Here is a 25,574-nt window from a genome sequence, read left to right as displayed (position 1 = left end):
CCACTGCCAGAAAGCGGAGTTCGACCGATCATGACCAGCACCACCCCGGCCACCCCCGCCGACCTCGTCCTCACCGGGGCCCGCGTCCACACCGTCGACCCCGAGCTGCCCGAGGCGGAGGCGATCGCCGTCCGCGACGGGCGCATCGTCTGGGTCGGCGCGGACGCCGACGCCGCGCGCTGGACCGGGCCCGGGACCACGGTCGTCGACGCGGGCGGCCGCCTGGTCCTGCCCGGCTTCATCGACGCCCACAACCACGTGCGCCTCGGCTCCGACGACGCCTGCGTCCAACTGGCCGGGGCCCGTACCCTCGACGCGATCCACGAGCGGATCACCACCTGGCGGGCCGCCCACCCCGACGCCCGGTGGATCGAGGCCGAGGCCTTCGACTACTCCGCGATCCCCGGCGGGCGCATGCCCACCGCCGCCGACCTCGACCCGGTCACCGGCGACACCCCCGCCCTCGTGCTCAGTTACGACGTGCACACCGCCTGGCTCAACACCGCGGCGCTGCGCGTGCTCGACGTCACCCGCGACCGCACCGACCTGCCGTTCGGCACCGCCGTCACCGACCCCGAGACCGGTGAACCCACCGGATTCGTCAAGGACTTCGCCGTCAAGGGCCTCTCCCGCGCCGGCCACCGCGCCCTGCGGGAGCTCGGTGTGCCGTGGGCCTCGCCGGACCGCCAGTACGGCAGGCTCGCCAAGAGCCTCGACGACGCCATCGCGTACGGCATCACGACCGTCGTCGAACCGCAGAACTCCCTGGACGACCTCGTCCTCTTCACGCGCGCCCGCGCCGAGGGCCGGCTCCGCTCACGGATCGTCGCGGCGCTCTTCCACCCGCGCGGTACCACCGACGCCGAGCTGGACGAATTCGCGTGGGCGGCAAAGGAGTTCGCCGACGACCGGCTGCGGGTCGGACCGCTCAAGCTGTACATCGACGACGTCGTCGAACCCCGTACGGCCGCGCTCCTGGAGCCGTACGCGGGCTGCGGCCACCACCGCGGCGACACCTTCTACCCGCCGGAGGAGTTCGCCGACCTGCTCACCGGCCTCGACGCGCGCGGCTTCCAGTGCTTCGTGCACGCCACCGGCGACCGGGGCATTCGTACGGTCCTCGACGCCGTCGCCCGCGCCCGCGCCGTCAACGGTCCGCGCGACGCCCGCCACCAGGTCGTCCACGTCGAGTGCCTCGACCCGGCCGACACTCCCCGCTTCGCCGAGCTCGGCGTCGTCGCCTGCATGCAGCCCCGCCACGCCGCACCGGACATCGCGGGACCCGGCCAGGACTGGGCCGAGAACATCGGCCCCGACCGCTGGCACAAGGCCTGGCCGCTGCGCAGCCTGCACGCCGCCGGCGCGGTCCTCGCCCTCTCCAGCGACTGGAACGTCGCCGAGATGGACCCCATGGTCGGCATCTACACCGCCGTCACGCGCCGCGCGCTGAACGGTGGGGGAGAGCCCTGGACGCCGGAGGAGACGATCGACGTCGCGACCGCCGTCGAGGGCTACACCATGGGCTCGGCGTACGCCAACTTCCTGGAGGGAGAGCGGGGTTCGCTGACCGTCGGCAAGCTCGCCGACTTCGTCGTCCTGTCCCGCGACATCCTCAGGATCGACCCGGAGGAGATCCCCGGCACGGTGGCCGAGACCGTCGTGGTGGGCGGCGAGATCGTCGTGACAGGCGGCGAGGTGGTCCCCGCGCGCCCGCGCGACTGATCCCCCGTACCGGCGGCCCTCGGGAGGCGAGGGCCGCCGGCGCGGCACCGGTCAGAGCCGTCCGAGGATCTTCTTCAACTCGGCGATCTCGGCGGACTGGGTGCGTACGACGTCATCGGCGAGCTTCCGTGCCGTGGCGTCGCGACCGTTCTTCCGCTCGGCCTCGGCCATCTCGACCGCACCCTCGTGGTGGGCGATCATCAGCTCGGCGAACTTCCGGTCGAAGGCCTTGCCCCGCAGGGTCGCCAGATCCTTCATGTCCTGCTCGGACATCATCCCGGCCATGGCCTGACCGCCGTCGCTGCCGTTGCCTCCGCCGCCGTGGCCCCCGTGACTCCCGGAGCCCCCGGAGCCCCCGGAGCCCCCGGAGCCTCCGGTGGCCTCGGGGGCTTCGGGCTTGCCCCAGGCCTTGAGCCAGGACCTCATGGTCCGGATCTCGGGGTCCTGGGCCTTCTCGACGTCGGCGACGATCTTCTTGACGCCGGCGTCCTCGGCCCGGCCGTCGGCGAGCTGCGCCATCTCCAGGGCCTGCTGGTGGTGCGGGATCATCGCCTGCGCGAACGCGACGTCCGCGTCGTTGAACGCGCCGACGGCGGACGCCGACGGAGTGGCGCTGTCGGGCGCCGTTGCGGTACCGCAGCCGGAGAGCAGGAGCCCCGCGGCGACGACGGCCGCGGCGACGGCGCCCGCGCGTCCGGGCGCGACCTTGCGGCTGGTGGGGTGGTTGAAGGCACGCATGTCTGTGACACCTCGTGTGCTGTGTACGTGTGCTGTCGGAAAAGGCTGAAGAGGCTTCTGCGGGCAGCGCGAGGCGCCCGCGGTGGCGATACGGCCTAGATCCGCAGGACGGACAGCTGAGCGAGGTCGGGAGGTCTGAGGGGCGGGGCGTTCGGGCCCAGCGCCGGCAGGAGCCGGCCGAGCAGCCGGACGAGCCGGTCGGGGTGCCGCTCGAGGGCGGCGAGGACGATCCGGGCGAGGGCCCAGACGCCGAGGACGGCCACGCAGAGGGTGGCCATGTCCCCGTGCGCACCGGATTGCGTACCGGAGTCGTCGGCGGGCGAACCGGAGGTCTCGGTCCCCGCGTGGTGCGCGGGCGCCGAGACGTGCGTCATACCGTCGGCCCCGGCCCCCGGCGCGCCCTCCGAGGCGCTCTCCGGGTGGCCGACCGCGTGCATCACGAAGACGCCGAGGGCGAGCACGACGACGAGCAGCAGGTGCGCCAGGGCGCCTGCCACTCTGATGTCGTTCTGCCTCACTCGTCCCGTACACACGGCGTGAACCTCCGGCAAGGAGCCTACCCAACGGCCCCCGCGCGACCGCGCGGCACCGCCGGGTTCACTCCGGCAGGTCGCCGCTCATCGCGGCGGCGAGCCGCAGATGCGGGGCGGCCTCGGCGTGGCGACCCTGGCGCTCCAGGGTCCGGCCGAGCATCAGTCGGGCGTAGTGCTCCACCGGGTCCCGGTCGAGGACGGCGCGGAGCTCGGTCTCGGCGCGGGAGAGCTGGGCGGAGTGGTAGTAGGACCGGGCGAGGAGCAGGCGCTGGGCCGTCTGCTCCGGGTGCTCGGCGACGAGGCCGCGCAGGATGCGGGCGGCGGTCAGGTACTCCTTGGCCTCGAAGAACAGCTGGGCGCGGTCCCACCGCTCGCCGGCCGTACCGAACTCGTAGTACGTGTCGTTCACTTGCGCTCCCTCGTGGCGTGCCTACCCTGCCACCCGAAGGGGCGGCACTCTCGTCAACGCCTGAGATTAGTTGAACATTCCACTACTATTTTCCGCGTGGAGACACGCCCACGTCGTCCCCCGACAGGAATAGGTTGAGCGTCATGAGCAATCTTGATCGTCAGGCCGCCCTGACCGTCTGCGGCGGCCGCGGCTTCGTCGTCGCCGAGCCGGTCCGGGAACTCCTCAGCCCCCGCCACGTCCAGCTCGGCGAGTCGACCGAGGTCCGCCGCCTGCTCCCCAACCTCGGCCGCCGCATGGTGGGCGCCTGGGCCTTCGTCGACCACTACGGCCCCGACGACATCGCGGACGAGCCCGGCATGCAGGTCCCGCCGCACCCGCACATGGGGCTGCAGACGGTGAGCTGGCTCCACGACGGCGAGGTGCTGCACCGCGACAGCACGGGCAGCCTGGAGACGATCCGCCCGCGCGAGCTGGGCCTGATGACCTCGGGCCGGGCGATCTCGCACTCCGAGGAGAGCCCGAAGTCCCACGCGCGCTACCTCCACGGCGCCCAGCTCTGGGTGGCGCTCCCGGACGCCCACCGCCACGTCGACCCGCACTTCCAGCACCACGCGAACCTCCCGCAGGTCACCGCCGCCGGTCTCACCGCCACGGTCATCCTCGGCGAACTGGACGGCGCAGCCTCGCCAGGCGCGACGTACAGCCCCCTGATCGGCGCGGATCTCGCCCTGACGGCGGGCGCGGAGACGAGCCTGCCCCTGGAGCCGGACTTCGAGTACGCGGTCCTGTCGATGTCGGGCGAGGCCCACGTCGACGGCGTCCCGGTCCTTCCGGGCTCGATGCTCTACCTCGGCTGCGGCCGCACGGAACTCCCCCTCCGCGCGCTCTCCGACGCAGGCCTGATGCTCCTGGGCGGCGAGCCGTTCGAGGAGGAGATCGTCATGTTCTGGAACTGGATCGGCCGGTCGCAGCAGGACATCGAAGAAGCCCGCGAGGCGTGGATGACCGGCACCAGGTTCGGCGAGGTCAAGGGCTACGACGGCGCCCCACTCCCCGCCCCCGAACTCCCTCCAACTCGCCTGAAGCCTAGGGGTAGGGTGCGCTGAACTGCGCTGATGCCTCAAGGATGAGGCCGGAGGCGGCGGCTTCCCCCGTCGTTCCGCTTGCAGAGGTCTGGCAACAGGCGGCTCGGCCTCTGGAGGGGCTTCCTGATCTTGAGGTCGAGTCTCATGTGTCGCAGGCTGTGGCCAGGTCTGGTCGGACGAATGCCGACCCCATGCTGACTCTGCTGACGAGTAGTCAGATGATCGGAGGGGGCCGTCCAGGCCCCGCCTCCCAGGAGAGGAACGTCATTCGGAGGGGCCCGTCCTGGACGCTTCGGCTGCCACGGACGCTTCAGGTGAGCTCTCCTCCGACGCTGCAGTCCAGCGTCGGTCTGTCGCGGAGGCCGGTGCGCGACGTTGTGGGAAGTCAACAAGCCAACTTCCGCTTCGCCGCGGTCAAGGTCGGCGGCTCGATCGCCGGTGGGGCCGGGGCGGGCTGCTGTTCGGTGAAACAGCCGGTTTGAGCTACGGCATCCAAGCCACCACCAGATCCCGGACCCGCGGCCCGAATTGACCGTGATCGGCAACTGCGCCTCAACCTGGGATGCGAGGCGCAGCACTCCAGCGCCAGCCCAGGCGTCGTGCTCGCCGATCCCGAGCGCGCGCCCAGGCAAGGGCGACGGCCAACTGGATCACCGACACCGACACCTTCCAGCTCGTCGACCGCGCGAACTGGATTCTGACCCGCCCAGCCACCTGGCGACAGACCAGCAATGCCACCGACCCCCGCTGATGGGCGGATACCGCGTAATCGCGGAATGGACCTGCACCGCGTGGGCAGAGCGGCCCTGCCCCGACGGAAACCGCCGAGCCTCACCGCCGGCCGCACGCTGATCGCAGGCAGCCGCTACGACGCGGCGGCGCTCTCCGTCGCCATCGGTCTGCTCGACGAGGGTGAGGGGCAGCGGCAGCCGGAGATCTGGATCGGCGCTGCGGGCACCTGGACCGACATGGACCTGCCGCGGTTCGAGTCCGCCATCGCCGAGCTGGAGGAGTGCACGATCGCCCTGCGGGCGCTGAAGTACAGGTACGCGGCGATCCTCGACGGGGCGGACCTCTCGAGTAAGGATGCGTACGTCGGCGGACCGAAGCACCCGGCGGAGATCACCTCCCTGTGCCCGGCATGGTGCCACTATCGCGAGGAGGGGCATTCCGATGGCTTCCTGGAAGACCGCTTCCACTGCGGAGAGGACGAGCTCGTGGAGTTGCGTCTCCACCGCCCCTCGGTGGACGCTCTGGGTGTCGTTGCTCACGACGAGATCCGCGTAGGTCTGGAACAGCCGGCCTACAGCAGGGCCCCCAGACTGGCCTTCACCGTCGAGCGCGGAAAGCGGCGGCTTCTGCAACCTCTCCCTGGCCGAAGCCCGACAGCTGCGCACGGTGCTCGGCGAACTGATCGCGCGAGCCGAGTTGTGCGCCACGCCGGACGCCCTTCCCTCGCTGGGATCGGTGACCGCACAGATGAGGGCCAAGGTCATGGAGGACGGTCAGTTGGATCCCGGGTCCCACGGATACGCACTGGCGGACACCAGCCCCGACGGCAAGGTATGGGTCTGTATTCCCGAGGGCCTGTCCGCCGATCTGTGGGAGGAGATCATCAGGGGCCACCTCGCCGGTGCGCTCCAGGGGACGCAGCGGGCGGGGGTCACACCTGCGCAGGGTATGCCGCTGCACGTGACGGGAGATCGTTCCGCATGGGTCAAGGCGTCCACGAGGGCAGCTGCCTGACGGTTGCGCTCATGAAGGACGTCGGAATGGGTGGAAGAGGGGCCTGTCAGTGTCTCCCCGCCCCCTCTTCCCGGGCCCTGCCATCAGTTGGCCTAGGCTGCGGATCTCGCGGACTGCATCGCCGGCTGTCCGGCCGACTCCGATCAGGGTTGTCGAGGCCGGGCCGCCGGTCCAGTCGCCGTAGCCGAGAAGGTGGAGGTGGGGGTCGGCGGCGACACGGGTGCCCTCGGTGGGGATACGGCCGCCTTCAATACCCAGTTCCAGCGGGACGAGTTCGGCGCCCTGGAAGGAGTCGTCGAGGCTGTCGGCGTAGTCGAGTTCAGGGTGGCGGCGCGGGGTCGGCACGGCGTGGGGGTCGTGGACGGTGACGGTGGCGCCGCGCTACGGAGCGGCAGTGCCGCCGCCGCGCCCGCTGCCTCTCCCGCACGAACCACGTCTGTCAGGCGGCCACTGGGCAGCTCAGGCCGCTGTTCTCCCTCGGCGTGCCCTGTAGCCAGCCGGGCGTCTCGATCGCAGGCCGGGTGGAACGAGTCTGTTCGACGAGCCGGGCGGCGATGTCGCGCAGCGAGCGCGGCACCGCACCGCTCGAGGAATGCGTGCTGGGCAACACCGAGGGTCACACCACCCACCGGCTCGCCGCGCACTACGGCCAGTACGCGGAGGGCGCACGCCACGACTACGTCGAGCGCTCCGGGGACCCCGACTTCTGGCAAAACGGCAGCTACTGGGCCATTGCCGCCTGCCCCGGAAACGGCGAACCCGCGCTCTTCACGCTCATCCCGTACAGCGACGAGGCCAAGAGACCGGAAGCCGACCGGGCGTACGCCCTTTCCGTACTGAAGGTCTTCGCCGAACGCGCCGCCGCCGGCCGCCGCTGCGCCACGCCCACAGCTACCACCGCACCGTGACAGAGGGAGAACCGTGATCGGGCGACGGACCAAGGCGGCAGGGGGAGTGCTCGTCCTGGCGCTCACGGTCAGCGGGTTGATCTGGGGTTTCGGTCCCCGGAGTGACGACTCGGAAGAGGTCCCCCACCGACACCTGCCGGGGAGTGCTGGTGGTCGAGGAGGCCAGGGAGTTTGTCGGCGGCGCCGAGCTGAATTCGGCGGTCACACCACGGAATGGGTGGGCCACGAGACCGAATGCCGCGCGGCATGGGCTCGTGGCGAGGAGTCCGGTGGCGTGCAGCTCAAGCTGAACATCCGTCCCGCAGCGGCCCACCGATCCAGCGGCGCGGCGGAGGAGACCTCGGCGACACCGATCGGATGCGGCTGGAACGGCTCCTTCACGGTCCGGCCCGAAGCCGGAGTGCTCGTCGACAGCGCCCCACTGCCCGGCAAGGGCCTCCTTGTCCTGGCCCATGCGCGCCAGGACGTCGAGGAACCATCTGACGCCCAGGTGCTTCAAGTGGCCCGGTTCGCCACCGAGTCGGCCCGCCGCGCGGCGGAGCGTGTCGGCTGCGAGGGGGGCTCTCGGGCAACGCTCCTCCACCGACGACCGCACAGCGTCGGCAGTGAGGACGCGGATCGGCTGCTGACGGCCTCGCCACCGCGTCCGCTCGGCACGGTTGCCCCGTGGCCTGACCACGCCATTCCCGATCACCGGGCCCGGCCATCAGGGGCGGTTCCGGTGATGGACTTCTCTGTGAGGTGGTGGTGCACGGGGCGGCATGGCAAGCGGGCGGCCGTCTGGCGGAGGGCTTCGACCAGCACCGGCAACGCGGGCGGGACCTCCCGTCGCTGCCCGGGCGTCCTGATTGCAGAGTGGACCGGACGAGTCCGTTCTGTCTGGGTTCTGGGGGGTAAGTAATGGGATAAGTCCCCTGAGGGAGGCTGACTCGATGCCGTGGTTCGTATGGCTGCTCGCCGCAGGGGTGCTTGGTGTCGCGGAGTTTCTCACCCTGACGCTGGTTTTCGGGTTGCTGGCGGGCGCTGCATTGGTTGCCGCTGTCATCGCTGGTGTGGGCATCGGCCTTCTCGGCCAGCTTGTGGCGTTCGTAGTGGCAGCGGCAGCGGGTCTCCTCATCGTCCGTCCTGTCGCGCTGCGGCAAATGGCGAGCGCACCCCTCACGCGTGAGGGCAGCGATGCGCTGATCGGCAGGCGGGCCGAGGTCATGCAGGAGGTCACCGCGAGCCACGGCCTGATCAAGATCTCCGGGGAGGAGTGGTCCGCTCGCGCTCTCGACGAAAGCCTGGTGATCCCGGTGGGAGCGCTGGTGGATGTCATGGAGATCGAAGGCGCTACAGCTGTCGTGTACCCCCGCGAAATGCTTCCGTGAACGGCTGAACACGTCCCTACGGAGGAATTGTGGATCCGGTTGTCATCCCGATTCTTGTGGCGGCGATTGTTGTTGTCTTCCTCGTGGCCGCCACGGTGCGGATCGTCCCGCAGGCGCGCCGCTACAACATCGAGCGGTTCGGCCGGTATCGGCGGACGCTGCAACCCGGCCTGAACTTCGTCGTGCCGGTGGCGGACCGCGTCAACACCAAACTCGACGTGCGCGAGCAGGTGTATTCGTCCGAGCCCAAGCCGGTGATCACCGAGGACAACCTCGTGGTGAACATCGACACCGTGCTCTACTACCAGATCACCGACCCGCGGGCGGCGGCCTACGAGGTGGCTGACTACCTGCATGCGATCGATCAGCTCACCGTGACCACCCTGCGGAACGTCATCGGCTCCATGGACCTCGAGCAGACGCTCACCTCACGTGAGGAGATCAACACCCGGCTCCGCACCGTCCTCGACGACGCCACCGGCAAGTGGGGCATCCGGGTCAACCGCGTCGAGATCAAGGCCATCGATCCACCGCACACCATCAAAGAGGCGATGGAGAAGCAGATGCGGGCCGAGCGTGACAAGCGCGCGGCCATCCTGCACGCCGAAGGGGAGCGGCAAGCCAAGATCCTCACCGCGGAGGGCACCAAGCAGAAGGACATCCTGGAAGCACAGGGCACGCAGCAAGCCATGATCTTGCGGGCGGACGGCGAGGCCAAGGCGGTGGAGCGCGTCTTCCAGGCCGTTCATCGCAACAACGCCGACCCGAAGATCCTGGCCTACAAGTACCTTGAGACGCTCCCGCACCTGGCGAAGAGCGAGAACAACACGTTCTGGGTGATCCCGGGGGAGCTGACCGAGGCAGTTCGCGCTGTCAGCCACGCATTCGGCGATCGTTCAACGATGGGCCTTCCCGCATCCGCGCAACCGGAGGAAACAACCACTGCCGATGCCGACGGCGCGCCGGACGAAGGCGGGGCTCCGGAGCTGGAGGCAGGCTCGCCGCTTCCGAGCGACGCTGCCGCGGCTGCTGACGAGGTCGCGAAGCAGGCCGCTGCCGTGGTGAGCGACGCGAAGGCCGAGGCCGAGGCCGCGAGGGCGCCCCAGGTACCGGGCCGGGGGCAGACGTCCGGCGATTGAGCGTCGACGGCGAGGGCTCCGGGAACCCCGGGGCGACCACGCCGCGGTAGGCCGCGACGCCCTTGCCCACGACGACTTCCTTGATGGGCGGGAAGTCGCTCATGCCGCCATGCTCGCCGACGCAGCCAATGCAGCCGACGGAGGCGCACTTCCCCGGTTGGCGAGCACCCGGGTTCATCGGTTGTCCGCGTCGTTGTTCGGACCGCTGTCCGTACCGCGCAGTGAGTGCCGCTGGACGAGCCGGGCGATGTCGCGTGCGGTGACGATGCCCACCAGAAGGCCGCCTTCGGTGACGAGGATCCGTATGCCGCTCCTGCTCGGGCGGATGCTTTCGAGGACGTCTTCCAGGAGGTCGTCCGGCGTGCAGGTGGTGCACTGCGACAGCGGGGTCGCCACGTCACGTACACGCAGCTCCTCGCGCTGCGAAACGGGAGTCCTCGCGAGCTGCGACAGGTCGACCAGGCCGCTGGGGCGGCCCCCGAAGTCGATCAGGGGCAGGGTGGAATGGCGGGCCGGCATCGCCACGTCGTCGACGCAGCGTTCCACGGTGAGCCAGTCGGGGCAGGTCTCCACGGGGCTCGACATGGCGTCGGCCGCTCGTACCCCGCGCAGGGCTGAAGCCATTCCGGCCTGCCGCCGTTCCGCGTTTGCGACGACGAGGATGAAGAAGCCGATGATCATCAGCCACAGGCCGCCGAAGGCGCCGCGCAGGACGGAGATCCAGCCGACGGCGATCAGCAGGAAGCCGAGTACCTGGCCACTGCGTGCGGCTGCTCGTTCGGCCCGGTCCCGGTCTCCGGTACGCCACCAGATCACCGACTGCACCACACGCCCTCCATCCAGCGGCGCGGCGGGCAGCAGATTGAACAGTCCCAGCAAGAAGTTCACCCACGCCAGCCACACCAGGACGGCCGCCGGCACCGCCCAGCCGAACAGCGCGTTCAACCCGACGCCCGCGCCGAGCGCCGCTCCGCCGACGACAAGGCTGGTGAGCGGCCCGCCGACGGCCACCAGGAAGGCCGCGCCGGCCGTGCGCGGCTTGCCCATCTGCGTCATCCCACCCAGCGCCCAGAGCGTGACGTCCTGGACGGGGATGTCCTTCCTCCGGGCGATGATCGCGTGCGCGGCCTCATGAGCCAGCAGGCTTCCGATGAGCAGCAGGGCCCCCACCAGCCCGGCGGCTGTGTATGTGGCGTTCGACCGGTCCGGAAGCCAGGCGGGGAGCGTCTGCGCTCCCAGGCTGTATCCGAAGAGGACCACGAGCAGGGGTACGGTCCAGTGGACGCGCAGCGGCACACCGAGAACCCGTCCGATCCGTACCGAGCCGTTCATCTCCGTCTCCCGTGGCTGAAGCAGGCGGTCCTCCGCCCGAGCCGCAAGCCCGCGGGGCGCTCACGGTGACCGGATCAGTGCGGTGTCCGCCTACTCAAAGTGTTGCTCGCCGGGCCGGCGCCTGGGGCCACCCGCCAGGAGCGCTGCCTTCTCATACGGGGCCCGGCTTGTCGGGCCCCGTCCTTCCTGCGCGGTGACAGCACCTTCGCCGAGTCTGGCCCGTCGGGAAGGGCGGGCTGTCTGGACGGCGCGTGCGGATTTCCGGGCCGACGACTGCTCTCCCAAGCGTCGGCGTGTACGGGGCGTGAGGTGAGTGCACACCAGGCCCACCCTCCTGGATTAGGAGGGCCCGAAAAGACGCAAAATGCGATAAAGGGTTCCGTGCGTCGGCGCGGGTTGTGTTGGGAAGTGACTTGTGTGCTTGAGGTTCCGCTCTGGCTGTGGGGAGCGTTCGTCGCGACCGTTGTGGTGTCGCTGGCGGTAGACCTCCTGGCCCACCGCACCGCGCACGTCATCGGCTTCAAGGAAGCCGCCGCCTGGAGTGCCCTCTGGGTGGGCCTCGCCTTGATCTTCGCCGCGGTCGTCTTCCTCGTCCTCGGCACGACAGCGGGCACGGAATACACCACTGCCTGGCTACTCGAGAAGAGTTTGTCGGTCGACAACCTCTTCGTCTTCGCGGTGATCTTCGCCTACTTCAAGGTGCCCCGCGCGTACCAGCATCGCGTGCTGTTCTTCGGAGTCATGGGCGCCCTGGTGTTCCGAGGGATCTTCCTCTCCCTCGGCGTAGCCGTGGTGAGCCGCTTCACCGTTGTGCTCTTCGCCTTCGCCGCCGTCCTCTTCTACAGCACCTACAAGCTCCTCAAGGACGAGCAGGAGAGCTTTGACCCGGGCAAGAGCCTCGCCGTACGGCTACTGCGCAAGATCATGCCGGTCCGCGACGAGTACGCCGGCATGAAGTTCTTCGTCAAAGAAGCCGGCAAACGCGTGGCCACCCCGCTCCTGGCGGTGGTGGCCGCGATCGAGGCAGCCGACCTGATCTTCGCCGTCGACAGCGTTCCCGCTGTACTTGCTGTCAGCGACGACGCCTTTGTCGTCTACACGAGCAACGCGTTTGCCATCCTCGGCTTGCGGGCCCTCTACTTCATGCTCGCCGGGCTCTTGGACCGGTTCCACTACCTGAACAAGGGTCTCGCGATCATCCTCGCCTTCATCGGCGTCAAGCTCATCCTTCAGGCATCCCATACGACGATCAGCACCGGCATCCCCGAGATTCCCTCACCGGTCAGCCTCGCGGTCATCGTCGTCGTGCTGGCCGGTTCCGTAGTCCTCAGCCTGCTCCGACCCGCCCCATCCCACCCGGCGCCCGCCCCTCCGGACGGGAAGGCGGCATCGCTGCCCGAGGCGGCAGCCACAGAGCACCCCGGCTCCGACGGCGGCGCAGATGCTGAGCAGGACCAGGACCAGGACCAGGACCAGGGCCAGGACCAGGACCGGAAAGGTCCTTCCCCGCCGGAGGGCTGATCGAAGTCGGAGGATTCATGCACGTCCCCTGCTCCTTCTGCGACCGTAGAGCCTATTGTTAAAGAGTGAGTAAAGCCGAGCATGAGACCGGTCCCCAAGGAGCGCTTGTCTGCCCGGTCTGCAAGCAGCCCGTGGCCACGACCGTGAAAAGACGGCACAAGACTCTCGGAATCTTCGTGCCCGTGTGGCGCCCCGGCCCCTGCCACAACCCGGAGTGCCCTGAATACCTGGAGGACCCGGAGCACACCAGACACAAGGACCACTGACACGGCAGAGTCCGGGGCGCCACCGCCGCCCGGGCACGGCTCGGGGCGACCGTGTTCAGGCGTGACCGAGCTGTCCTGCCGCGCAGACTGAAGGCGGTGGGAATCGAGCCCGCGCCATAGGGGAATCGCTCGGCATCAAGGGCCGCGCCGGGAAGAGTCAAGGACCTCTGCCCCTGAAGTCCGGGGGTCCTTTGTGCGGGCGTGCTCGCCTCCGGTCAGTGGCTGGTGAGCTCGCCGGTCAGCTTGCTGTGGAGGTCTGCGCTGGGGTCGTTGAGCCCGATGATCTCAACGGTCTTGCCGCGCTGGGCGTACTTCGTCTCGATGGCGTCGAGGGCGGCCACGGAAGAGGCGTCCCAGATGTGCGCGGCGGACAGGTCGATGACGACCTTGTCCGGGTCGGCGGCGTAGGCGAACCGGCCGACCAGATCGTTGGACGAAGCGAAGAACAGCTCCCCGGTCACCCGGTAGACCACCGTCGTGCCGTCCGGGTCGGTGACCGCCGTGACGTCGGCGAGGTGGGCGACGCGCTTGGCGAACACGACCATCGCGGCCACGGAGCCGACGACGACGCCGATGGCCAGGTTGTGGGTGACGACCACGCACACGACGGTCACGAGCATGACGATGATCTCGCCCAGCGGCATCCGCCTGAGGGTCTTGGGCGCGATGGAGTGCCAGTCGAAGGTCGCGAACGACACCATGATCATGACGGCGACGAGGGCGGCCATGGGGATGTCGGAGACGATCGGGCCGAAGGCGATGCACAGCACCATGAGGAACGCGCCCGCGAGGAAGGTCGACAGACGGGTACGGGCGCCGGAGACCTTCACGTTGATCATCGTCTGGCCGATCATCGCGCAGCCGCCCATGCCGCCGAAGAAGCCGGTGACGATGTTCGCGATCCCCTGGCCGATGGACTCTCGGGTCTTGTCGGAGTGGGTGTCGGTGATGTCGTCGACCAGCTTCGCGGTCATCAACGACTCCATCAGGCCGACCAGCGCCATCGCGAACGCGTACGGGGCGATCGTCGTCAGCGTGTCCAAGGTGAACGGTACGTCGGGCAGGCCCGGCACCGGCAGGGAGGACGGCAGGGCGCCCTTGTCGCCGACGGTCGGCACAGCGATGGCCGCGCCGACGGTGATGACGGTGAGGATGACGATGGACACCAGCGGGGCCGGGATCACGGTGGTGATCCTCGGGAAGAACACCATGAGTGCCAGGCCGGCGGCGATCAGCGGGTATACGGGCCAGGGGACGTCGGTCATCTCGGGGACCTGCGTCATGAAGACCAGGATCGCGAGGGAGTTGACGAAGCCGACCATGACCGAGCGCGGGATGAACCGCATCAGCCTCGCCACGCCGAGCGCGCCGAGGACCACTTGGAAGACGCCGGCCAGGATGACGGCGGCGATCAGGTAACCCAGACCGTGCTCACGGTTCAGCGGCGCGATGACGAGGGCGACGGCGCCGGTCGCGGCGGAGATCATCGCCCTTCGGCCGCCGACGATCGAGATCACCACTGCCATGGTGAAGGAGGCGAACAGGCCGATCGCCGGATCGACCCCGGCGATGATCGAGAACGAGATCGCCTCAGGAATCAGCGCGAGGGCGACAACGAGGCCGGCCAGGACCTCGGTGCGCCAGACCTTCGGATCGGACAGCCAGTCCGGCTTCATGCCACGCAGACGCGCGGCCAGGGGCACGGTGGAAGCAGCAGAAGACAAGGGGGAAGGAACCTGTCGTGCTCGGGCACACCCCGTTCGGCAGGCCGGGGCGGGCAGGAGGGCGCGGAGGGCCGGGTCGGCATCTCGCGGGTGACCCCGTTGAGCGCGGAGCCGGAAGACCAGGAAGGGGCGGAGCGCGCCCGCGCGACGGCGCCGGGACTCACTTCCGGGGGCGAAGCGTCACGGTGGGCAGGCGGCGGCGCCGGGCGTCATGGGCTCGCGCACGCTTCTCTCCTGCAAGAATCGGAATTCCGCCGGGGCGCCTTCGGCCCCGGCGCGGCGACAGCGGGGCAGCGCCATGCCGCCCTCGCCATCAGAAACTCTACCCTAACGTTAGAGTAGGAGTCAGTGGTGCCGGCCTGGACCGAGGCCGACAGGGACGAGAAGGACCAGAGGATCACGGGCGTGGACGGCAGGCACATGCAGATCGGCGAGGTCGCCGCGCGGACCGAACTGTCCCTGCGCACCATCCGCCACTACGAGGAGACCGGCCTCGTCGTCCCCTCCGCCCGCTCCCAGGGCGGCTTCCGCCTCTACACGGAGACCGACGTCGCCCGCCTCGTGGTGATCCGCCGGATGAAGCCGCTCGGCTTCACCCTGGACCAGATGCGCGACCTGTTGGATGCCACCGACCGCCTCGACGCCGAATCCGACCTCGACGTCCACGAGCGCGACGCCCTGCTGGAGCGCGTGCGCGAGTACCAGCAGGCCGCCGCCGAGCAGGTCGAGAAGCTCCGTGTCCAGCTCACCCGCGCCGAAGACTTCGAAGGCACCCTCCGCGCCCGCGTGGAGCAGAACACCCCCGCCACCCGCGCCTGAGAACGCTCCGCGGACGGCCTGCGTCCAGCAGGTCCAGCGATACCTGTGGCCCGCCGGCGAGGTAGCGGTGAAGGTCGCTTGAAGTGGTGTCCACGAATTTCTCGGGGATGGCGTCGGCGTCAACCCAGTGGACCTGGGAGTGGCCCGCCCAGGTACCAGCCACCCGAGCCGCGTGACCACTGATGCTCTCGCTGCCACGGCAAGCGGGGCCACCAGGCGGGTCGACGATTGGAGGGGGTTGCTCCGCTTACGTCGGCGGCACCCTGATACCCGCTCGGGCCCTCTGTACATGCCGCCCTCTCCGCGCGGCTTGACGATGGGTGGATGGACGTCACGGAGGTGCTGCTGCCCGGCGTGGGTTTGCGCTACGAGTTCACGAATCACCGGGGTGAGCGAGTGGGTGTGGTGGCCCGGCGTACGGGTGACTTCGAGCTGGTCGTCTACGGGGCGGAGGATCCGGACGAGGGCCGGCCGGTGGTCGAGCTCAACAACGAGGAGGCGGATGCGGTCGCGGAGATCCTGGGCGCCCCGAGGATCGCGGAACGGTTCGCGGACCTGACCAAGGAGGTGCCCGGTCTGGCGTCGGGGCAGGTCGAGGTGCGGGCGGCCAGCGCGTTCGACGGCAGGCCGTTGGGTGACACGCGGGCGCGGACACGGACAGGGGCGTCGATCGTCGCGGTGGTCCGGGGCGAAGAGGTGATCGCCTCGCCCACTCCGCAGGAGCTTCTCCTGGGTGGGGACGTCCTGGTGGTGATCGGTACCCACGAGGGCATCACGGGCGTGGAACAGATCATCCGGGGCTGAGGGGGTGCGTACGCCGGTCGCGCTGCTGCTGGAGCTGGGCGTGATTCTCGCTGCCCTGAGCGTGCTCGGGACACTGGCGCGGCGCTACACGCTCTCGCCGATCCCGCTCTACCTGCTCACGGGACTTGCCGTGGGCGAAGGGGGGATCGCCCCTGTCCCGGCGGCGGGTGCGTTCGTCGAGACCGGCGCCGCGATCGGAGTGATCCTGCTTCTCCTGGTGCTCGGTCTGGAGTTCTCGCTGGCCGAGTTCGCGGTCGGGATGCGGCGGCACGTGCCGTCGGCACTGGTCGATGCGGCGCTGAACGCCGCTCCGGGCGCGGTGGCCGGATGGCTGCTCGGGATGGACGGGATCGGGATCCTCGCCCTGGCCGGCGCCACGTACATCTCGTCCTCCGGCATCGTCGCCCGCCTGCTGTCCGACCTGCACCGCCTCGGCAACCGGGAGACCCCCGCGATCCTGTCGGTGCTCGTCCTCGAAGACCTCGCCATGGCCCTCTACTTGCCTGTCCTCGCCGTCCTGGCCTCAGGCGGGCTGTGGTGGCAGGCGATCTTGGGCGTACTCGCCGCCGTCGGCGCGGTCCTGGCCGCCTTCACCGTCTCCTACCGCTGGGGGCACCATCTCGGCAGGCTCGTCTCCCACCCCGATGCGGAACAGCTGCTGCTACGGGTCCTGGGCCTCACCCTGATCGTCGCGGCGCTGGCCGAGCTCGTCCACGCGTCGGCCGCCGTCGGCGCGTTCCTCGTCGGGTTGACGCTGACAGGGGAGACCGCGACCCGCACGCGGGCCGTACTCAGCCCCCTGCGTGATCTCTTCGCCGCGGTCTTCTTCCTGGCGATCGGACTGTCTGTCGACCCCGGCGACCTGGTGGCCGTGCTGCCTGCCGCGCTCGCGCTGGCCGCCGTCACGCTCGTCACGAAAGTCGTCACCGGCCGGTACGCCGCCTCCCGCGACGGGGTGGGTCGGCGAGGGAGGTGGCGCGCGGGGACCGCACTCATCGCCCGCGGGGAGTTCTCCCTCGTCATCGTCGGACTCGTCGGGACCATGCACGGCACGCTGGGCCCCTTGGTGACCGCGTACGTCTTCATCCTCGCCATCGCCGGCCCGGTCCTCACCCGCTTGGCCGGCGGTCCGCCCCGTCCGTCCAAGCCGGCACCCGAGCTGCAGGACGGTAGGCCACCGGCGTAATGAGGCTCGATGACGGCCGCCCACATGTCCTCGCTCATGCCCTCCCGGATGAGAGCCACCGGTGCCGTACTCGTCCTCGCGCCGAGCATTGCCCTGCTACGGGGCTGGACTCGATCACTGGTGCGTGGTCACTTCGGCAGAGTGCGCCGCCGGCCGGGTGACCTCCCCGTCGTGAGGCGCGGGCGGTGAGTTCAGGGCGGCCGTGAGGATCAGTGCCAGCAGGGCGATGACGGTCAGGACGACCGCTGTCACGAGTCGGGGGTCCCGCCGTGACAGGCGAGCCTTCGCGGGCCGCTCCGGTTGCTCGGGAAACTGCTGGTTCAGTGTCTCCATCGTGGCGCTGAGGGCGGGGTCGTCGTGTGTGAGCCCTCGCTCCATGTCGGCGAGGATGCGCTCGTCATCTGCCGGGTGACTCATCGTGACTCCCTCCAACGGCCGCTGCGGAAGTCCTATCGTCAGTGTGCCCGTCAGGTGCCGCCTCGATGCGTTGAGCGGTCACAGTTCCTGGTCGGGCCACCCGAGGAGGCGGGCTCCGACCACCGCGGTCTGGAGGGTGTAACGCTGGGCGGGGTCACCCGGTCCCGGATTCCGCATGCGCTGTTGACGAGTTCCTGACTCGGAGCCCAAGGGCGACATGCCTCCATCGAGGGGGCGCCACCGGCATCAAGAAGGTGTCAATACTGCCGGGCTACGGCAATGCGGTCGGGGCTGTCGCTGCGTCAGGATGGTCGTGGCGGAGGGTGTGGGCGCGGGGCGTGATGCCGGGCGCCGGAAACGGACATGTGGGGGGGGCGGCGTATGGGGGAGTACCTGAGCGCTGCCGCCGACTTTCCGACGATGCTTCTCAGTGCCGCCTTGGTCGTCGTCCTCGGATTCTGGCTGCTGGTGCTGTCCGGGGTGGCGGAGCGGGGGGCCTTCGATTCCGATGTGGACGCCGAAGCCCTACGGCTCGGCGGAGTGCCCGTCGCGGTGTCGGCCTCGTTCTTCGTGGTGATCGGCTGGGCCTTGAGCCTTTCCGGCTCGGTACTGCTCCATCGCGTCGGCCTGCCAGGGGTCGCGGCTTCTCTGCTCTCCCTACTCCTCCTGTTCCTGGCCCCGTTCGTCTCCTGGCGCGCGACGAGGTGCCTCGTCCGGCGGCTGGCGAAGTTCTTTCCTGAGGAACCCGGACCGTCCCGGCGCGACTTCGCCGATCTCACCTGACCTGACGCTGTCTTCGGCGGTTCCTTCAGGAAAGCCGCCCACCACACTTCACCTCACTCGGGGATTCTCATGGATGCAATCACCGTGGGCATCGGCGTGCTCGTCGCCGTCGCCCTGCTTGTCACCTTCACTCTCCTGTTCGTGCTCAGCCGGCTGTTCCGCAAGGTGGAGCAGGGCAAGGCACTGATCGTGTCGAAGATGCGGAAGGTCGACGTCACCTTCACCGGCCAGGTAGTCCTGCCCGTGCTGCACAAGGCCGAGGTCATGGACATCTCGGTGAAGACGATCGAGATCAGCAGGACGGGCCGGGATGGACTGATCTGCCGGGACAACATCCGCGCGGACATCCGGATCTCGTTCTTCGTCCGGGTCAACAAGACCGTCGAGGATGTCATCAAAGTGGCGCAGGCGATCGGAACCCAGCGGGCCTCCGACAAGGAGACGCTGCAGGAGCTGTTCAATGCCAAGTTCTCCGAGGCGCTCAAGACCGTCGGCAAGCAGCTGGACTTCACCGACCTGTACACCAAGCGCGAGGAGCTGCGGTTCCGGATCATCGAGATCATCGGCATCGACCTCAACGGCTACAGCCTGGAGGACGCGGCCATCGACTACCTGGAGCAGACTCCGCTCTCCCATCTCGACCCCGGCAACATCCTGGATGCCCAGGGCATCCGCAAGATCACCGAGCTGACCGCGGTCGAGAACGTCCGCACGAACGAGTTCCGCCAGCACGAGCAGAAGGAGATCACCCGGCAGAACGTCGACGCCCGCGAGGCGATCCTGGAACTCGAACGGCGCCAGGCGGACGCCGAGATCAAGCAGAAGCGCGAGATCGACACCGCACGGGCCCGGGAGGAGGCCGAGACCGCCCGGGTGGTGGAGGAGGAGCGGCTGCGGGCGCAGAGCGCGTTCCTGAAGACGGAGGAGCAACTCGGTATCCAGCGCGAGAACCAGGCCCGTGAGGTCGCGGTCGCGCAGAAGAACCGCGAGCGGGTCATCGCCGTCGAGAACGAGCGGATCGAGAAGGACCGCCTGCTCGAAGTCATCGCCCGCGACCGGGAGACCGAACTCACCCGCATCTCCGCCGAGAAGGAGGTCGAGGTAGAACGCCGTGACATCGCCGAGGTGATCCGCGAGCGGATCGCGGTGGACCGTACGGTCGCCGAGCAGGAGGAGTCCATCAAGCGGCTGCGCGCGGTCGAGGAGGCCGAGCGCGAGCGCCAGGCGATCATCATCGCCGCCGAGGCCGAGGCGCAGGAGAAGCTGGTCAAGGACATCAAGGCGGCCGAGGCCGCCGAACAGGCTGCCGTACACCGTGCAGCCGAGGAGCTCACGCTCGCCGAGGCCCGGACCAAGGCCGCCGACATGGATGCCCGCGCCAAGATCCGCCTCGCCGAGGGGATCCAGGCCGAGGCGGCGGCAGAGGGCCTGGCGGCCGTGCAGGTACGGGAGAAGGAGGCCGACGCGATCGAGAAGGCCGGCCGCGCCGAGGCCGAGGCGACCGAGGCGCGGCTGCGTGCCGAAGCCGTCGGCACCCGGGAGAAGGCCCTGGCGGAGGCGACCGCGATCGGCGAGAAGCTGAAGGCGGAAGCGGCCGGCCTGACCGAGAAGGCGGCCGCGATGGCCGCGCTCGACGAGGCGTCCCGTACCCACGAGGAGTACCGGCTGCGTCTGGAGGCGGAGAAGGACATTCGTCTGGCCGGCCTCGAAGTGCAGCGGCAGGTGGCCGAGGCGCAGGCCACCGTGCTTGCGACCGGCCTTGAGAACGCCGACATCAACATCGTCGGCGGCGAGTCGGTCTTCCTCGACCGGCTGGTGCAGTCGATCGCGCTCGGCAAGTCCGTCGACGGCTTCATGGAGCACTCGCAGACCGCGCAGGCGCTCGCCGGTCCGTGGCTGAACGGAGACGGGTCCTTCACCGAGGACCTGACCAAGGTGCTCGGCTCGCTGTCCACCGCCGACGTGCAGAACCTCAGCGTGTCCGCACTGCTGGCGAAGGTCATGAAGTCCGGGGTCCTGGACGGGGCGGCCCCGACCGGCACCGAGGCGCTGAACGGCGCCGTCAAGAGCTGACCGCCCACGGGGGAGCGGTCAAGGCGGGTCCGGTGCCGGCAAACGGGGGAGTTACCGGCACCGGATCCGTACCCATCACGGTACAAGGAGCGGAACGGGATGAGCGCGGGAATCGACCAGGACACGTACGCGGTGCTGCGCGACCGTCTTGTCGCGCAGGCAGGCGAGCTGGCCCGGCGTGCCGAGGCCCTCAACCAGGCGCGGATCACGGAATTCGGTTCGGGCGAGCTGACCCTCACTGGCACCGACCGCATCCGCACCGAGAGCAGCGTCCTGCCCCGGGACCTGGTGGCCGTCGGCGACGATGTCCTGCTCTTCGGCCGCCAGACACCCTTCGCGGGGCGTACCGAGACCCTGGTCGCCGACGTTTTCACGCTGTACGACCGCGAGCTGAACCCGCTGCCCGAGGGCGCGGTGCCCGGCCTCCTCGACGACCCGGACTTCGTCCGGGAGTTCACCGCCCTGCACCGCTACTTCCGGGGCGCCCGTCTGCTGCGTCTGCGCCGCCTGGAGGGACGTCTCCTCGCCGTGTTCCGGACCGGGGAGCAGGCCGACGACCTCCGTGTCCTGCGCTGGTCCGTCGGACCGTCCGGCGAGATGAGTTTCCTCGATGCCCAGGGGGAGCGCGACCACGTCTTCCCTCCCTCCCACGACGTCGACTGGGTGGAGACGACTCGCGACGATCACGTGCTGGGTCGGCACCCGCACATCTCGCTCGACGGCCGCCTCTTCGTGTCCACGGTCGGCGGGGCGTTGACGGTGAAGACGGAGAACGACACCGAGATCGGCGAGGGTATTCACAGCGAGCCGGTCGACGAGCCCCTCCAGTCCCTGGCCGACGCGGAGGTCGCGTACGCGACGGTGGGCGCTCTGATCGTGGTGCGTGTCCGCCCGTACAAGGAGGAGACCCGACGGCACTTCGTCTTCAACACCCTGACCGGGACCGTGGTCCGCCTCGACGGCATGGGACAGGCTTGTCTGCGGCTGCCCGACAACGAGGGCATCGTGTTCCCCGGCGGCTACTGCCTCGCCTCCGGCACGGTGAAGACCTTCGACATGGACTCGGCGGAGCTGGCGTTCGAGCGGGCGATCCGGTCCCCCAACGGCGAGGACATACTCTTCGTCTTCCACGCCCAGGAGGCCGGCCGCAGCCTGCTCCTCCCGTACAACCTGATCCGCAAGGAGATCGCCACGCCCGTCTCCTGCGGCGGATACGCGCTCCTCGACGACGGGACGATGGTCGTCCTGCGCGCGGAGGACGGGGAGCCCGGCCGCGTGCACCCGGTGCAGATCTGGCAGACCGCGTACGTGGCCGACACTCACGTTGCTGAAGCCGGGACCGGGCCGCTGGCCCGGATCGGCAACTCGGACCTCGTCCGGGGGATCTCCGACTGCCTCGCCATCGCCCGGCAGGCCGTCGAGCTGACGCCCGCCGGCGCGGTGTACGAGTCGCTGGTCGACGCATGCTCACGGGCGGCCGACGTCCACCACTGGTTGGGCGACTCGGAGACGGGCGACCTGCACGGTCCGCTGGCCGAGCTGCGGAGCACCGCCGCGCAGGTCCTCGACGAGTTCGAGACCGTGACCACACTCACCCGGCAGGCATCCGACGCGCTGGCCGAGTCCGCCCAACAGATCACCCGGCTGGTCCGACGCATTCGCGGCGAGGCGCCCGCCACCGCCGAGGAGTGGATCTCCCGGATCACCGAACTCCGCCAGTCTCAGGGGCACCTGGTGACCCTGAAGGAGATGCGGTACGCCGACACGGAGAGGATCGACACCCTCGCCGGGGACGTGGAGGCCGACATCGCCTCGGCCGCGCAGCGGGCCGTCGCGTTCCTTCAGCGCGAGGACGCCTTCACCGCCCACCACGCGGTCGCCGAACGGCTCGCCACGGAGGCCGGGGAGCTGACCACCGTCGCCGAGGCGGGTCCCGTCGGCGACCGGCTCGACGAGTACACCCTCGGCCTGCGGACGCTCAGCGAGATCGTCGCCGGCCTCGACATCGGCGACGCGACCGTCCGCACGTCGATCCTGGAACGGATCGCCGACGTCCTCGGTGCACTGAACCGCGCTCGTGCCGTCCTCGCCTCCCGGCGGGCCGAACTCCTCGACCGTGAGGGCCGGGCGGAGTTCGCCGCCGAGCTCGCCCTCCTCGGCCAGGCCGTCACCGGCGCGCTGTCGGCCTCCGACACGCCGGAGGGCTGCGACGACCAGCTCGGCCGGCTGCTGCTCCAGCTGGAGAACCTGGAGTCCCGCTTCGCCGAGCACGACGGATTCCTGGCAGACATCGGCGAGAAGCGGACCGAGATCTACGACGCCTTCACCGCCCGCAAGCAGTCGCTCCAGGACGCCCGGGCCCGCCGAGCGGAGCGTCTGGCGGAGTCGGCGGGACGCGTACTGGAGGCGATCACCCGACGCGCCTCAGTCCTCGGAGACCTCGACGAGGTGCACACGTACTTCGCCACCGACCCCATGGTCGCCAAGGTCCGGCGCACCGGGGCGGAACTGCGTGAACTCGGCGACCAGGTACGGGCGGAGGAGCTCGAGGGCCGCCTCGGAGCCGCCCGCCAGGAGGCCGGCCGCGCGCTGCGGGACCGTACCGACCTCTTCTCCGACGGCGGCGACACGATCCGGCTCGGCCGGCACCGCTTCGCCGTCAACCGGCAGGCACCGGAACTGACGCTCGTACCGCACGAGGACACCCTCGCCTTCGCGCTGACCGGAACCGACTACCGCTCGCCCGTCACCGACCCGGAGTTCACCGCGCACCGGCCGTACTGGGACCGGACGCTGCCCTCCGAATCGGCGGAGGTCTACCGCTCCGAGCACCTGGCCGCACGCCTGCTGGCCGAGCACGGCGCGGACGGCCTGGCCGGCGCGGACGTCGCCGAACTCGCAAGGCGGGCAGCCGAGGCCGCGTACGACGAGGGCTATGAGCGGGGTGTCCACGATCACGACGCGGTGTTGATCCTGGAGGCGGTGCTCAGGCTGCACGAGGGCGCCGGACTGCTCAGGTACCCGGCGGCGGCGCGCGCCGCCGCGCAGACCTTCTGGGCCCACCCCACCACCGCCGAAGCCCGCAGACAGTGGACCCACCGCGCGGTCTCACTGACCCAGGCCCGTGACCTCTTCGCCTCGGCATCGGCCGTCGACGGACTCCGGCAGGAGTTGACCGAGGAGATCGGTAACGCGACCGCTGCCGCGTACCTGATCGCGGAACTGGCAGCCGACCCACCGGGCTTCGCCGTCTCCGACGAGGCGCGCACACTGCTGGACAAGTTCCGCCGCGCCGTCGGCACCTCGGCGTACGACGACACTCTTGCCGCTCTCACGGAGCCGGGTGCGTGCCGGCAACTCGTCGAGGCATGGCTCACCTCCTACGCGTCGGCATCGGGGGAGCAGCTCGACGAGGGCGTATTGGCCGAGGCCGTCGCCCTCGAGCTCAGCCCGGAGCTCGACCGCTACGAGGTCGCAGCCCCGACCACGGCGACGGTCACCGGACTCCTCGGCACACACCGTCGCGTGGAGGGCCGAGCACTGGAGCTGCGGCTGGACGAGTACCTGTCCAGGACGCGGGCCTTCGCCGACCTGGACGTGCCCGCGTTCCGCGTCTACCAGCAGCACCGGGCGGCGCTCGTCGCGGCGGAGCGCGCACGGCTGCGGGTGGATGAGTACCGGCCCCGAGTCATGTCGTCCTTCGTCCGCAACCGACTTGTCGACGAGGTCTACCTCCCCCTGATCGGCGACAACCTCGCCAAGCAGCTCGGCGCGGCAGGAGACGCCAAGAGGACCGACTCCCACGGCCTGCTCCTGCTCCTCTCCCCGCCCGGATACGGAAAGACGACCCTCATCGAGTACGTAGCCGACCGCCTCGGACTTCTCCTCGTCAAGGTCGACGGCCCCGCCCTCGGCCAGGCAACGACCTCGCTCGACCCCGCCGAAGCACCCGACGCCGCCGCCCGCAGGGAACTGGAAAAGATCGCCTTCGCACTGTCGGCGGGCAATAACGTCCTGCTGTACGTCGACGACATCCAGCACACGTCACCGGAGTTCCTGCAGAAGTTCATCCCCCTCTGCGACGCCACCCGCACCCTGAACGGCCACGACCTGCGCGGCAAGCGCTTCGCCGTCTGCATGGCCGGAAACCCGTACACCGAGTCCGGGCAGCGCTTCCGCGTCCCCGACATGCTCGCCAACCGCGCCGACGTGTGGAACCTCGGCGACGTGCTGACCGGCAAGGAGGACGCCTTCGCGCTGAGCTTCGTCGAGAACGCCCTCACCTCCCACCCCGTCCTCGCCCCGCTGGCGGGCCGCGACCGCACCGACCTGGAACTCCTCGTACGGCTCGCGGCAGACGACCCGACCGCGCGCCGGGACCGGCTCACCCACCCCTACGCCCCCGCCGAACTCGACCGCGTCCTCGCTGTCCTGCGCCACCTGCTGACCGCCCGCGCGACCGTCCTTGCCGTCAACGCGGCCTACATCGCCTCCGCGGCCCAGTCGGACGACGCCCGCACCGAACCGCCCTTCCGACTCCAGGGCTCGTACCGGAACATGAACAAGATCGCGGCCCGCATCTCACCCGCCATGAACGACGCCGAACTCGCCGCCGTCATCGACGACCACTACACCGCCGAGGCCCAGACCCTCACCACCGAAGCCGAGGCCAACCTCCTCAAACTCGCCGCGCTGCGGGGCATCCTCACTGCCTCGCAGGCCGCCCGCTGGTCGGAGGTCACCATCGCCTACCTGCGCACCCAGGCACTCGGCGGCTCCGGAGACGACCCGCTGAGCAGGGCGGTCGCCGCCCTCGGTCTCCTCGCCGACCGCATCACGGCCGTGGAAACGGCGATCACCCGGGCGACGGACCCGCGCCATCTGCTCGCCCGTCCACTAGGAAGGCACGCGGCAGGACCGGCAGAAGCCTCCGGCTAGGCGGCGTGAGATGCCTGCTGCTCCATGCGTTGCTGCATGTGTCGGAAGAACTCCTCCG

Annotated in this window: 19 protein-coding genes and 2 pseudogenes; 13 read left to right on the top strand and 8 right to left on the bottom strand. The window is 69.8% G+C overall.

The window, feature by feature from the left end:
- Nucleotides 1-30: 30 nt before the first annotated feature.
- Complete coding sequence (locus ACGFYP_RS01635) at nucleotides 31-1,722, top strand: amidohydrolase (RefSeq protein WP_393485272.1); 1,692 nt, start codon at nucleotides 31-33, stop codon at nucleotides 1,720-1,722.
- Nucleotides 1,723-1,773: 51 nt separating this feature from the next.
- Here the strand turns inward: ACGFYP_RS01635 and ACGFYP_RS01630 are convergent, their stop codons facing one another.
- The 3 genes from ACGFYP_RS01630 to ACGFYP_RS01620 all read right to left on the bottom strand — a co-directional run bounded on the left by ACGFYP_RS01630 (nucleotide 1,774) and on the right by ACGFYP_RS01620 (nucleotide 3,402).
- The gene (locus tag ACGFYP_RS01630; RefSeq protein ID WP_393485271.1) at nucleotides 1,774-2,460 is read right to left on the bottom strand and encodes a DUF305 domain-containing protein; all 687 of its coding nucleotides are present in this window, start codon (nucleotides 2,458-2,460) and stop codon (nucleotides 1,774-1,776) included.
- A 95-nt stretch (nucleotides 2,461-2,555) separates the two neighbouring features.
- Nucleotides 2,556-2,957, bottom strand: a complete 402-nt coding sequence (locus tag ACGFYP_RS01625; protein ID WP_393485270.1) for a DUF6153 family protein — start codon at nucleotides 2,955-2,957, stop codon at nucleotides 2,556-2,558.
- Between the two features lie 100 nt (nucleotides 2,958-3,057).
- Complete coding sequence (locus tag ACGFYP_RS01620; protein ID WP_361967488.1) at nucleotides 3,058-3,402, bottom strand: tetratricopeptide repeat protein; 345 nt, start codon at nucleotides 3,400-3,402, stop codon at nucleotides 3,058-3,060.
- Between the two features lie 143 nt (nucleotides 3,403-3,545).
- On the opposite strand from ACGFYP_RS01620, the gene ACGFYP_RS01615 reads away from it, so the two are divergent.
- The gene (locus ACGFYP_RS01615) at nucleotides 3,546-4,511 is read left to right on the top strand and encodes a pirin family protein (RefSeq protein WP_393485269.1); all 966 of its coding nucleotides are present in this window, start codon (nucleotides 3,546-3,548) and stop codon (nucleotides 4,509-4,511) included.
- Nucleotides 4,512-5,957: 1,446 nt separating this feature from the next.
- Nucleotides 5,958-6,236: a hypothetical protein gene (locus ACGFYP_RS01610; RefSeq protein WP_393485268.1), complete on the top strand. Its 279-nt coding sequence runs from the start codon at nucleotides 5,958-5,960 to the stop codon at nucleotides 6,234-6,236.
- Between the two features lie 93 nt (nucleotides 6,237-6,329).
- On the opposite strand, the pseudogene ACGFYP_RS01605 reads toward ACGFYP_RS01610, so the two are convergent.
- Nucleotides 6,330-6,515 (bottom strand): annotated as a pseudogene (locus ACGFYP_RS01605) (pyridine nucleotide-disulfide oxidoreductase); the annotation flags it as partial.
- A 275-nt stretch (nucleotides 6,516-6,790) separates the two neighbouring features.
- Here ACGFYP_RS01605 and ACGFYP_RS01600 point away from each other — a divergent pair.
- From ACGFYP_RS01600 to ACGFYP_RS01590, 3 genes are all read left to right on the top strand, one after another.
- Nucleotides 6,791-7,144, top strand: a complete 354-nt coding sequence (locus ACGFYP_RS01600; protein ID WP_393485267.1) for a hypothetical protein — start codon at nucleotides 6,791-6,793, stop codon at nucleotides 7,142-7,144.
- Nucleotides 7,145-8,076: 932 nt separating this feature from the next.
- A complete protein-coding gene (locus ACGFYP_RS01595) occupies nucleotides 8,077-8,514 on the top strand; it encodes an NfeD family protein (RefSeq protein ID WP_393485266.1) in 438 nt (145 codons plus the stop codon).
- A gap of 29 nt (nucleotides 8,515-8,543) precedes the next feature.
- A complete protein-coding gene (locus ACGFYP_RS01590; RefSeq protein ID WP_393485265.1) occupies nucleotides 8,544-9,653 on the top strand; it encodes an SPFH domain-containing protein in 1,110 nt (369 codons plus the stop codon).
- Nucleotides 9,654-9,827: 174 nt separating this feature from the next.
- On the opposite strand, the gene ACGFYP_RS01585 is transcribed toward ACGFYP_RS01590, so the two are convergent.
- Nucleotides 9,828-10,985: a site-2 protease family protein gene (locus ACGFYP_RS01585; protein WP_393485264.1), complete on the bottom strand. Its 1,158-nt coding sequence runs from the start codon at nucleotides 10,983-10,985 to the stop codon at nucleotides 9,828-9,830.
- Between the two features lie 417 nt (nucleotides 10,986-11,402).
- On the opposite strand from ACGFYP_RS01585, the gene ACGFYP_RS01580 reads away from it, so the two are divergent.
- Nucleotides 11,403-12,506, top strand: coding sequence for a TerC family protein (locus ACGFYP_RS01580; protein ID WP_393485263.1), 1,104 nt, complete (start codon nucleotides 11,403-11,405; stop codon nucleotides 12,504-12,506).
- A gap of 481 nt (nucleotides 12,507-12,987) precedes the next feature.
- Here ACGFYP_RS01580 and ACGFYP_RS01575 read toward each other — a convergent pair whose 3' ends face one another.
- A complete protein-coding gene (locus ACGFYP_RS01575; protein ID WP_393486003.1) occupies nucleotides 12,988-14,448 on the bottom strand; it encodes a SulP family inorganic anion transporter in 1,461 nt (486 codons plus the stop codon).
- Between the two features lie 453 nt (nucleotides 14,449-14,901).
- Here ACGFYP_RS01575 and ACGFYP_RS01570 point away from each other — a divergent pair, with 453 nt between their 5' ends.
- Complete coding sequence (locus ACGFYP_RS01570) at nucleotides 14,902-15,315, top strand: MerR family transcriptional regulator (RefSeq protein WP_393486001.1); 414 nt, start codon at nucleotides 14,902-14,904, stop codon at nucleotides 15,313-15,315.
- A 31-nt stretch (nucleotides 15,316-15,346) separates the two neighbouring features.
- Here the strand turns inward: ACGFYP_RS01570 and ACGFYP_RS01565 are convergent.
- A pseudogene (locus tag ACGFYP_RS01565) lies at nucleotides 15,347-15,457 on the bottom strand (DNA mismatch repair protein MutT); the annotation flags it as partial.
- 182 nt (nucleotides 15,458-15,639) lie between these two features.
- Between ACGFYP_RS01565 and ACGFYP_RS01560 the strand changes: the two are divergent.
- Together ACGFYP_RS01560 and ACGFYP_RS01555 are read left to right on the top strand one after the other, a co-directional pair.
- The gene (locus ACGFYP_RS01560; protein WP_393485262.1) at nucleotides 15,640-16,119 is read left to right on the top strand and encodes a cation:proton antiporter regulatory subunit; all 480 of its coding nucleotides are present in this window, start codon (nucleotides 15,640-15,642) and stop codon (nucleotides 16,117-16,119) included.
- 4 nt (nucleotides 16,120-16,123) lie between these two features.
- Complete coding sequence (locus ACGFYP_RS01555; protein WP_393485261.1) at nucleotides 16,124-17,305, top strand: cation:proton antiporter; 1,182 nt, start codon at nucleotides 16,124-16,126, stop codon at nucleotides 17,303-17,305.
- 114 nt (nucleotides 17,306-17,419) lie between these two features.
- On the opposite strand, the gene ACGFYP_RS01550 is transcribed toward ACGFYP_RS01555, so the two are convergent.
- Entirely contained in the window at nucleotides 17,420-17,722 is a 303-nt protein-coding gene (locus ACGFYP_RS01550; RefSeq protein ID WP_393485260.1) for a DUF3040 domain-containing protein, read from the bottom strand.
- 381 nt (nucleotides 17,723-18,103) lie between these two features.
- On the opposite strand from ACGFYP_RS01550, the gene ACGFYP_RS01545 reads away from it, so the two are divergent.
- From ACGFYP_RS01545 to ACGFYP_RS01535, 3 genes are all read left to right on the top strand, one after another.
- Nucleotides 18,104-18,505, top strand: coding sequence for a hypothetical protein (locus ACGFYP_RS01545; RefSeq protein WP_393485259.1), 402 nt, complete (start codon nucleotides 18,104-18,106; stop codon nucleotides 18,503-18,505).
- Nucleotides 18,506-18,574: 69 nt separating this feature from the next.
- On the top strand, nucleotides 18,575-20,578 hold the full coding sequence (locus tag ACGFYP_RS01540) for a flotillin family protein (protein ID WP_393485258.1): 2,004 nt from the start codon (nucleotides 18,575-18,577) through the stop codon (nucleotides 20,576-20,578).
- A gap of 99 nt (nucleotides 20,579-20,677) precedes the next feature.
- The gene (locus ACGFYP_RS01535; protein ID WP_393485257.1) at nucleotides 20,678-25,516 is read left to right on the top strand and encodes a DNA repair ATPase; all 4,839 of its coding nucleotides are present in this window, start codon (nucleotides 20,678-20,680) and stop codon (nucleotides 25,514-25,516) included.
- The last annotated feature ends 58 nt before the right edge of the window (nucleotides 25,517-25,574 follow it).

This window comes from Streptomyces sp. NPDC048370, assembly GCF_043200825.1.
In the GTDB taxonomy this organism is placed as follows: domain Bacteria; phylum Actinomycetota; class Actinomycetes; order Streptomycetales; family Streptomycetaceae; genus Streptomyces.
Note: the sequence above shows the minus strand (reverse complement) of the source record. Positions and strands in the feature narration are given on the sequence as shown.

Bases quoted from the DNA above. Each gene is read 5' to 3' on its own strand.
- ACGFYP_RS01635 (WP_393485272.1), top strand. From the start codon at position 31: ATGACCAGCACCACCCCGGCCACCCCCGCCGACCTCGTCCTCACCGGG.
- ACGFYP_RS01630 (WP_393485271.1), bottom strand. From the start codon at position 2,460: ATGCGTGCCTTCAACCACCCCACCAGCCGCAAGGTCGCGCCCGGACGC.
- ACGFYP_RS01615 (WP_393485269.1), top strand. From the start codon at position 3,546: ATGAGCAATCTTGATCGTCAGGCCGCCCTGACCGTCTGCGGCGGCCGC.
- ACGFYP_RS01600 (WP_393485267.1), top strand. From the start codon at position 6,791: ATGTCGCGCAGCGAGCGCGGCACCGCACCGCTCGAGGAATGCGTGCTG.
- ACGFYP_RS01595 (WP_393485266.1), top strand. From the start codon at position 8,077: ATGCCGTGGTTCGTATGGCTGCTCGCCGCAGGGGTGCTTGGTGTCGCG.
- ACGFYP_RS01585 (WP_393485264.1), bottom strand. From the start codon at position 10,985: ATGAACGGCTCGGTACGGATCGGACGGGTTCTCGGTGTGCCGCTGCGC.
- ACGFYP_RS01575 (WP_393486003.1), bottom strand. From the start codon at position 14,448: ATGAAGCCGGACTGGCTGTCCGATCCGAAGGTCTGGCGCACCGAGGTC.
- ACGFYP_RS01560 (WP_393485262.1), top strand. From the start codon at position 15,640: ATGGACGTCACGGAGGTGCTGCTGCCCGGCGTGGGTTTGCGCTACGAG.
- ACGFYP_RS01550 (WP_393485260.1), bottom strand. From the start codon at position 17,722: ATGAGTCACCCGGCAGATGACGAGCGCATCCTCGCCGACATGGAGCGA.
- ACGFYP_RS01545 (WP_393485259.1), top strand. From the start codon at position 18,104: ATGGGGGAGTACCTGAGCGCTGCCGCCGACTTTCCGACGATGCTTCTC.
- ACGFYP_RS01540 (WP_393485258.1), top strand. From the start codon at position 18,575: ATGGATGCAATCACCGTGGGCATCGGCGTGCTCGTCGCCGTCGCCCTG.
- ACGFYP_RS01535 (WP_393485257.1), top strand. From the start codon at position 20,678: ATGAGCGCGGGAATCGACCAGGACACGTACGCGGTGCTGCGCGACCGT.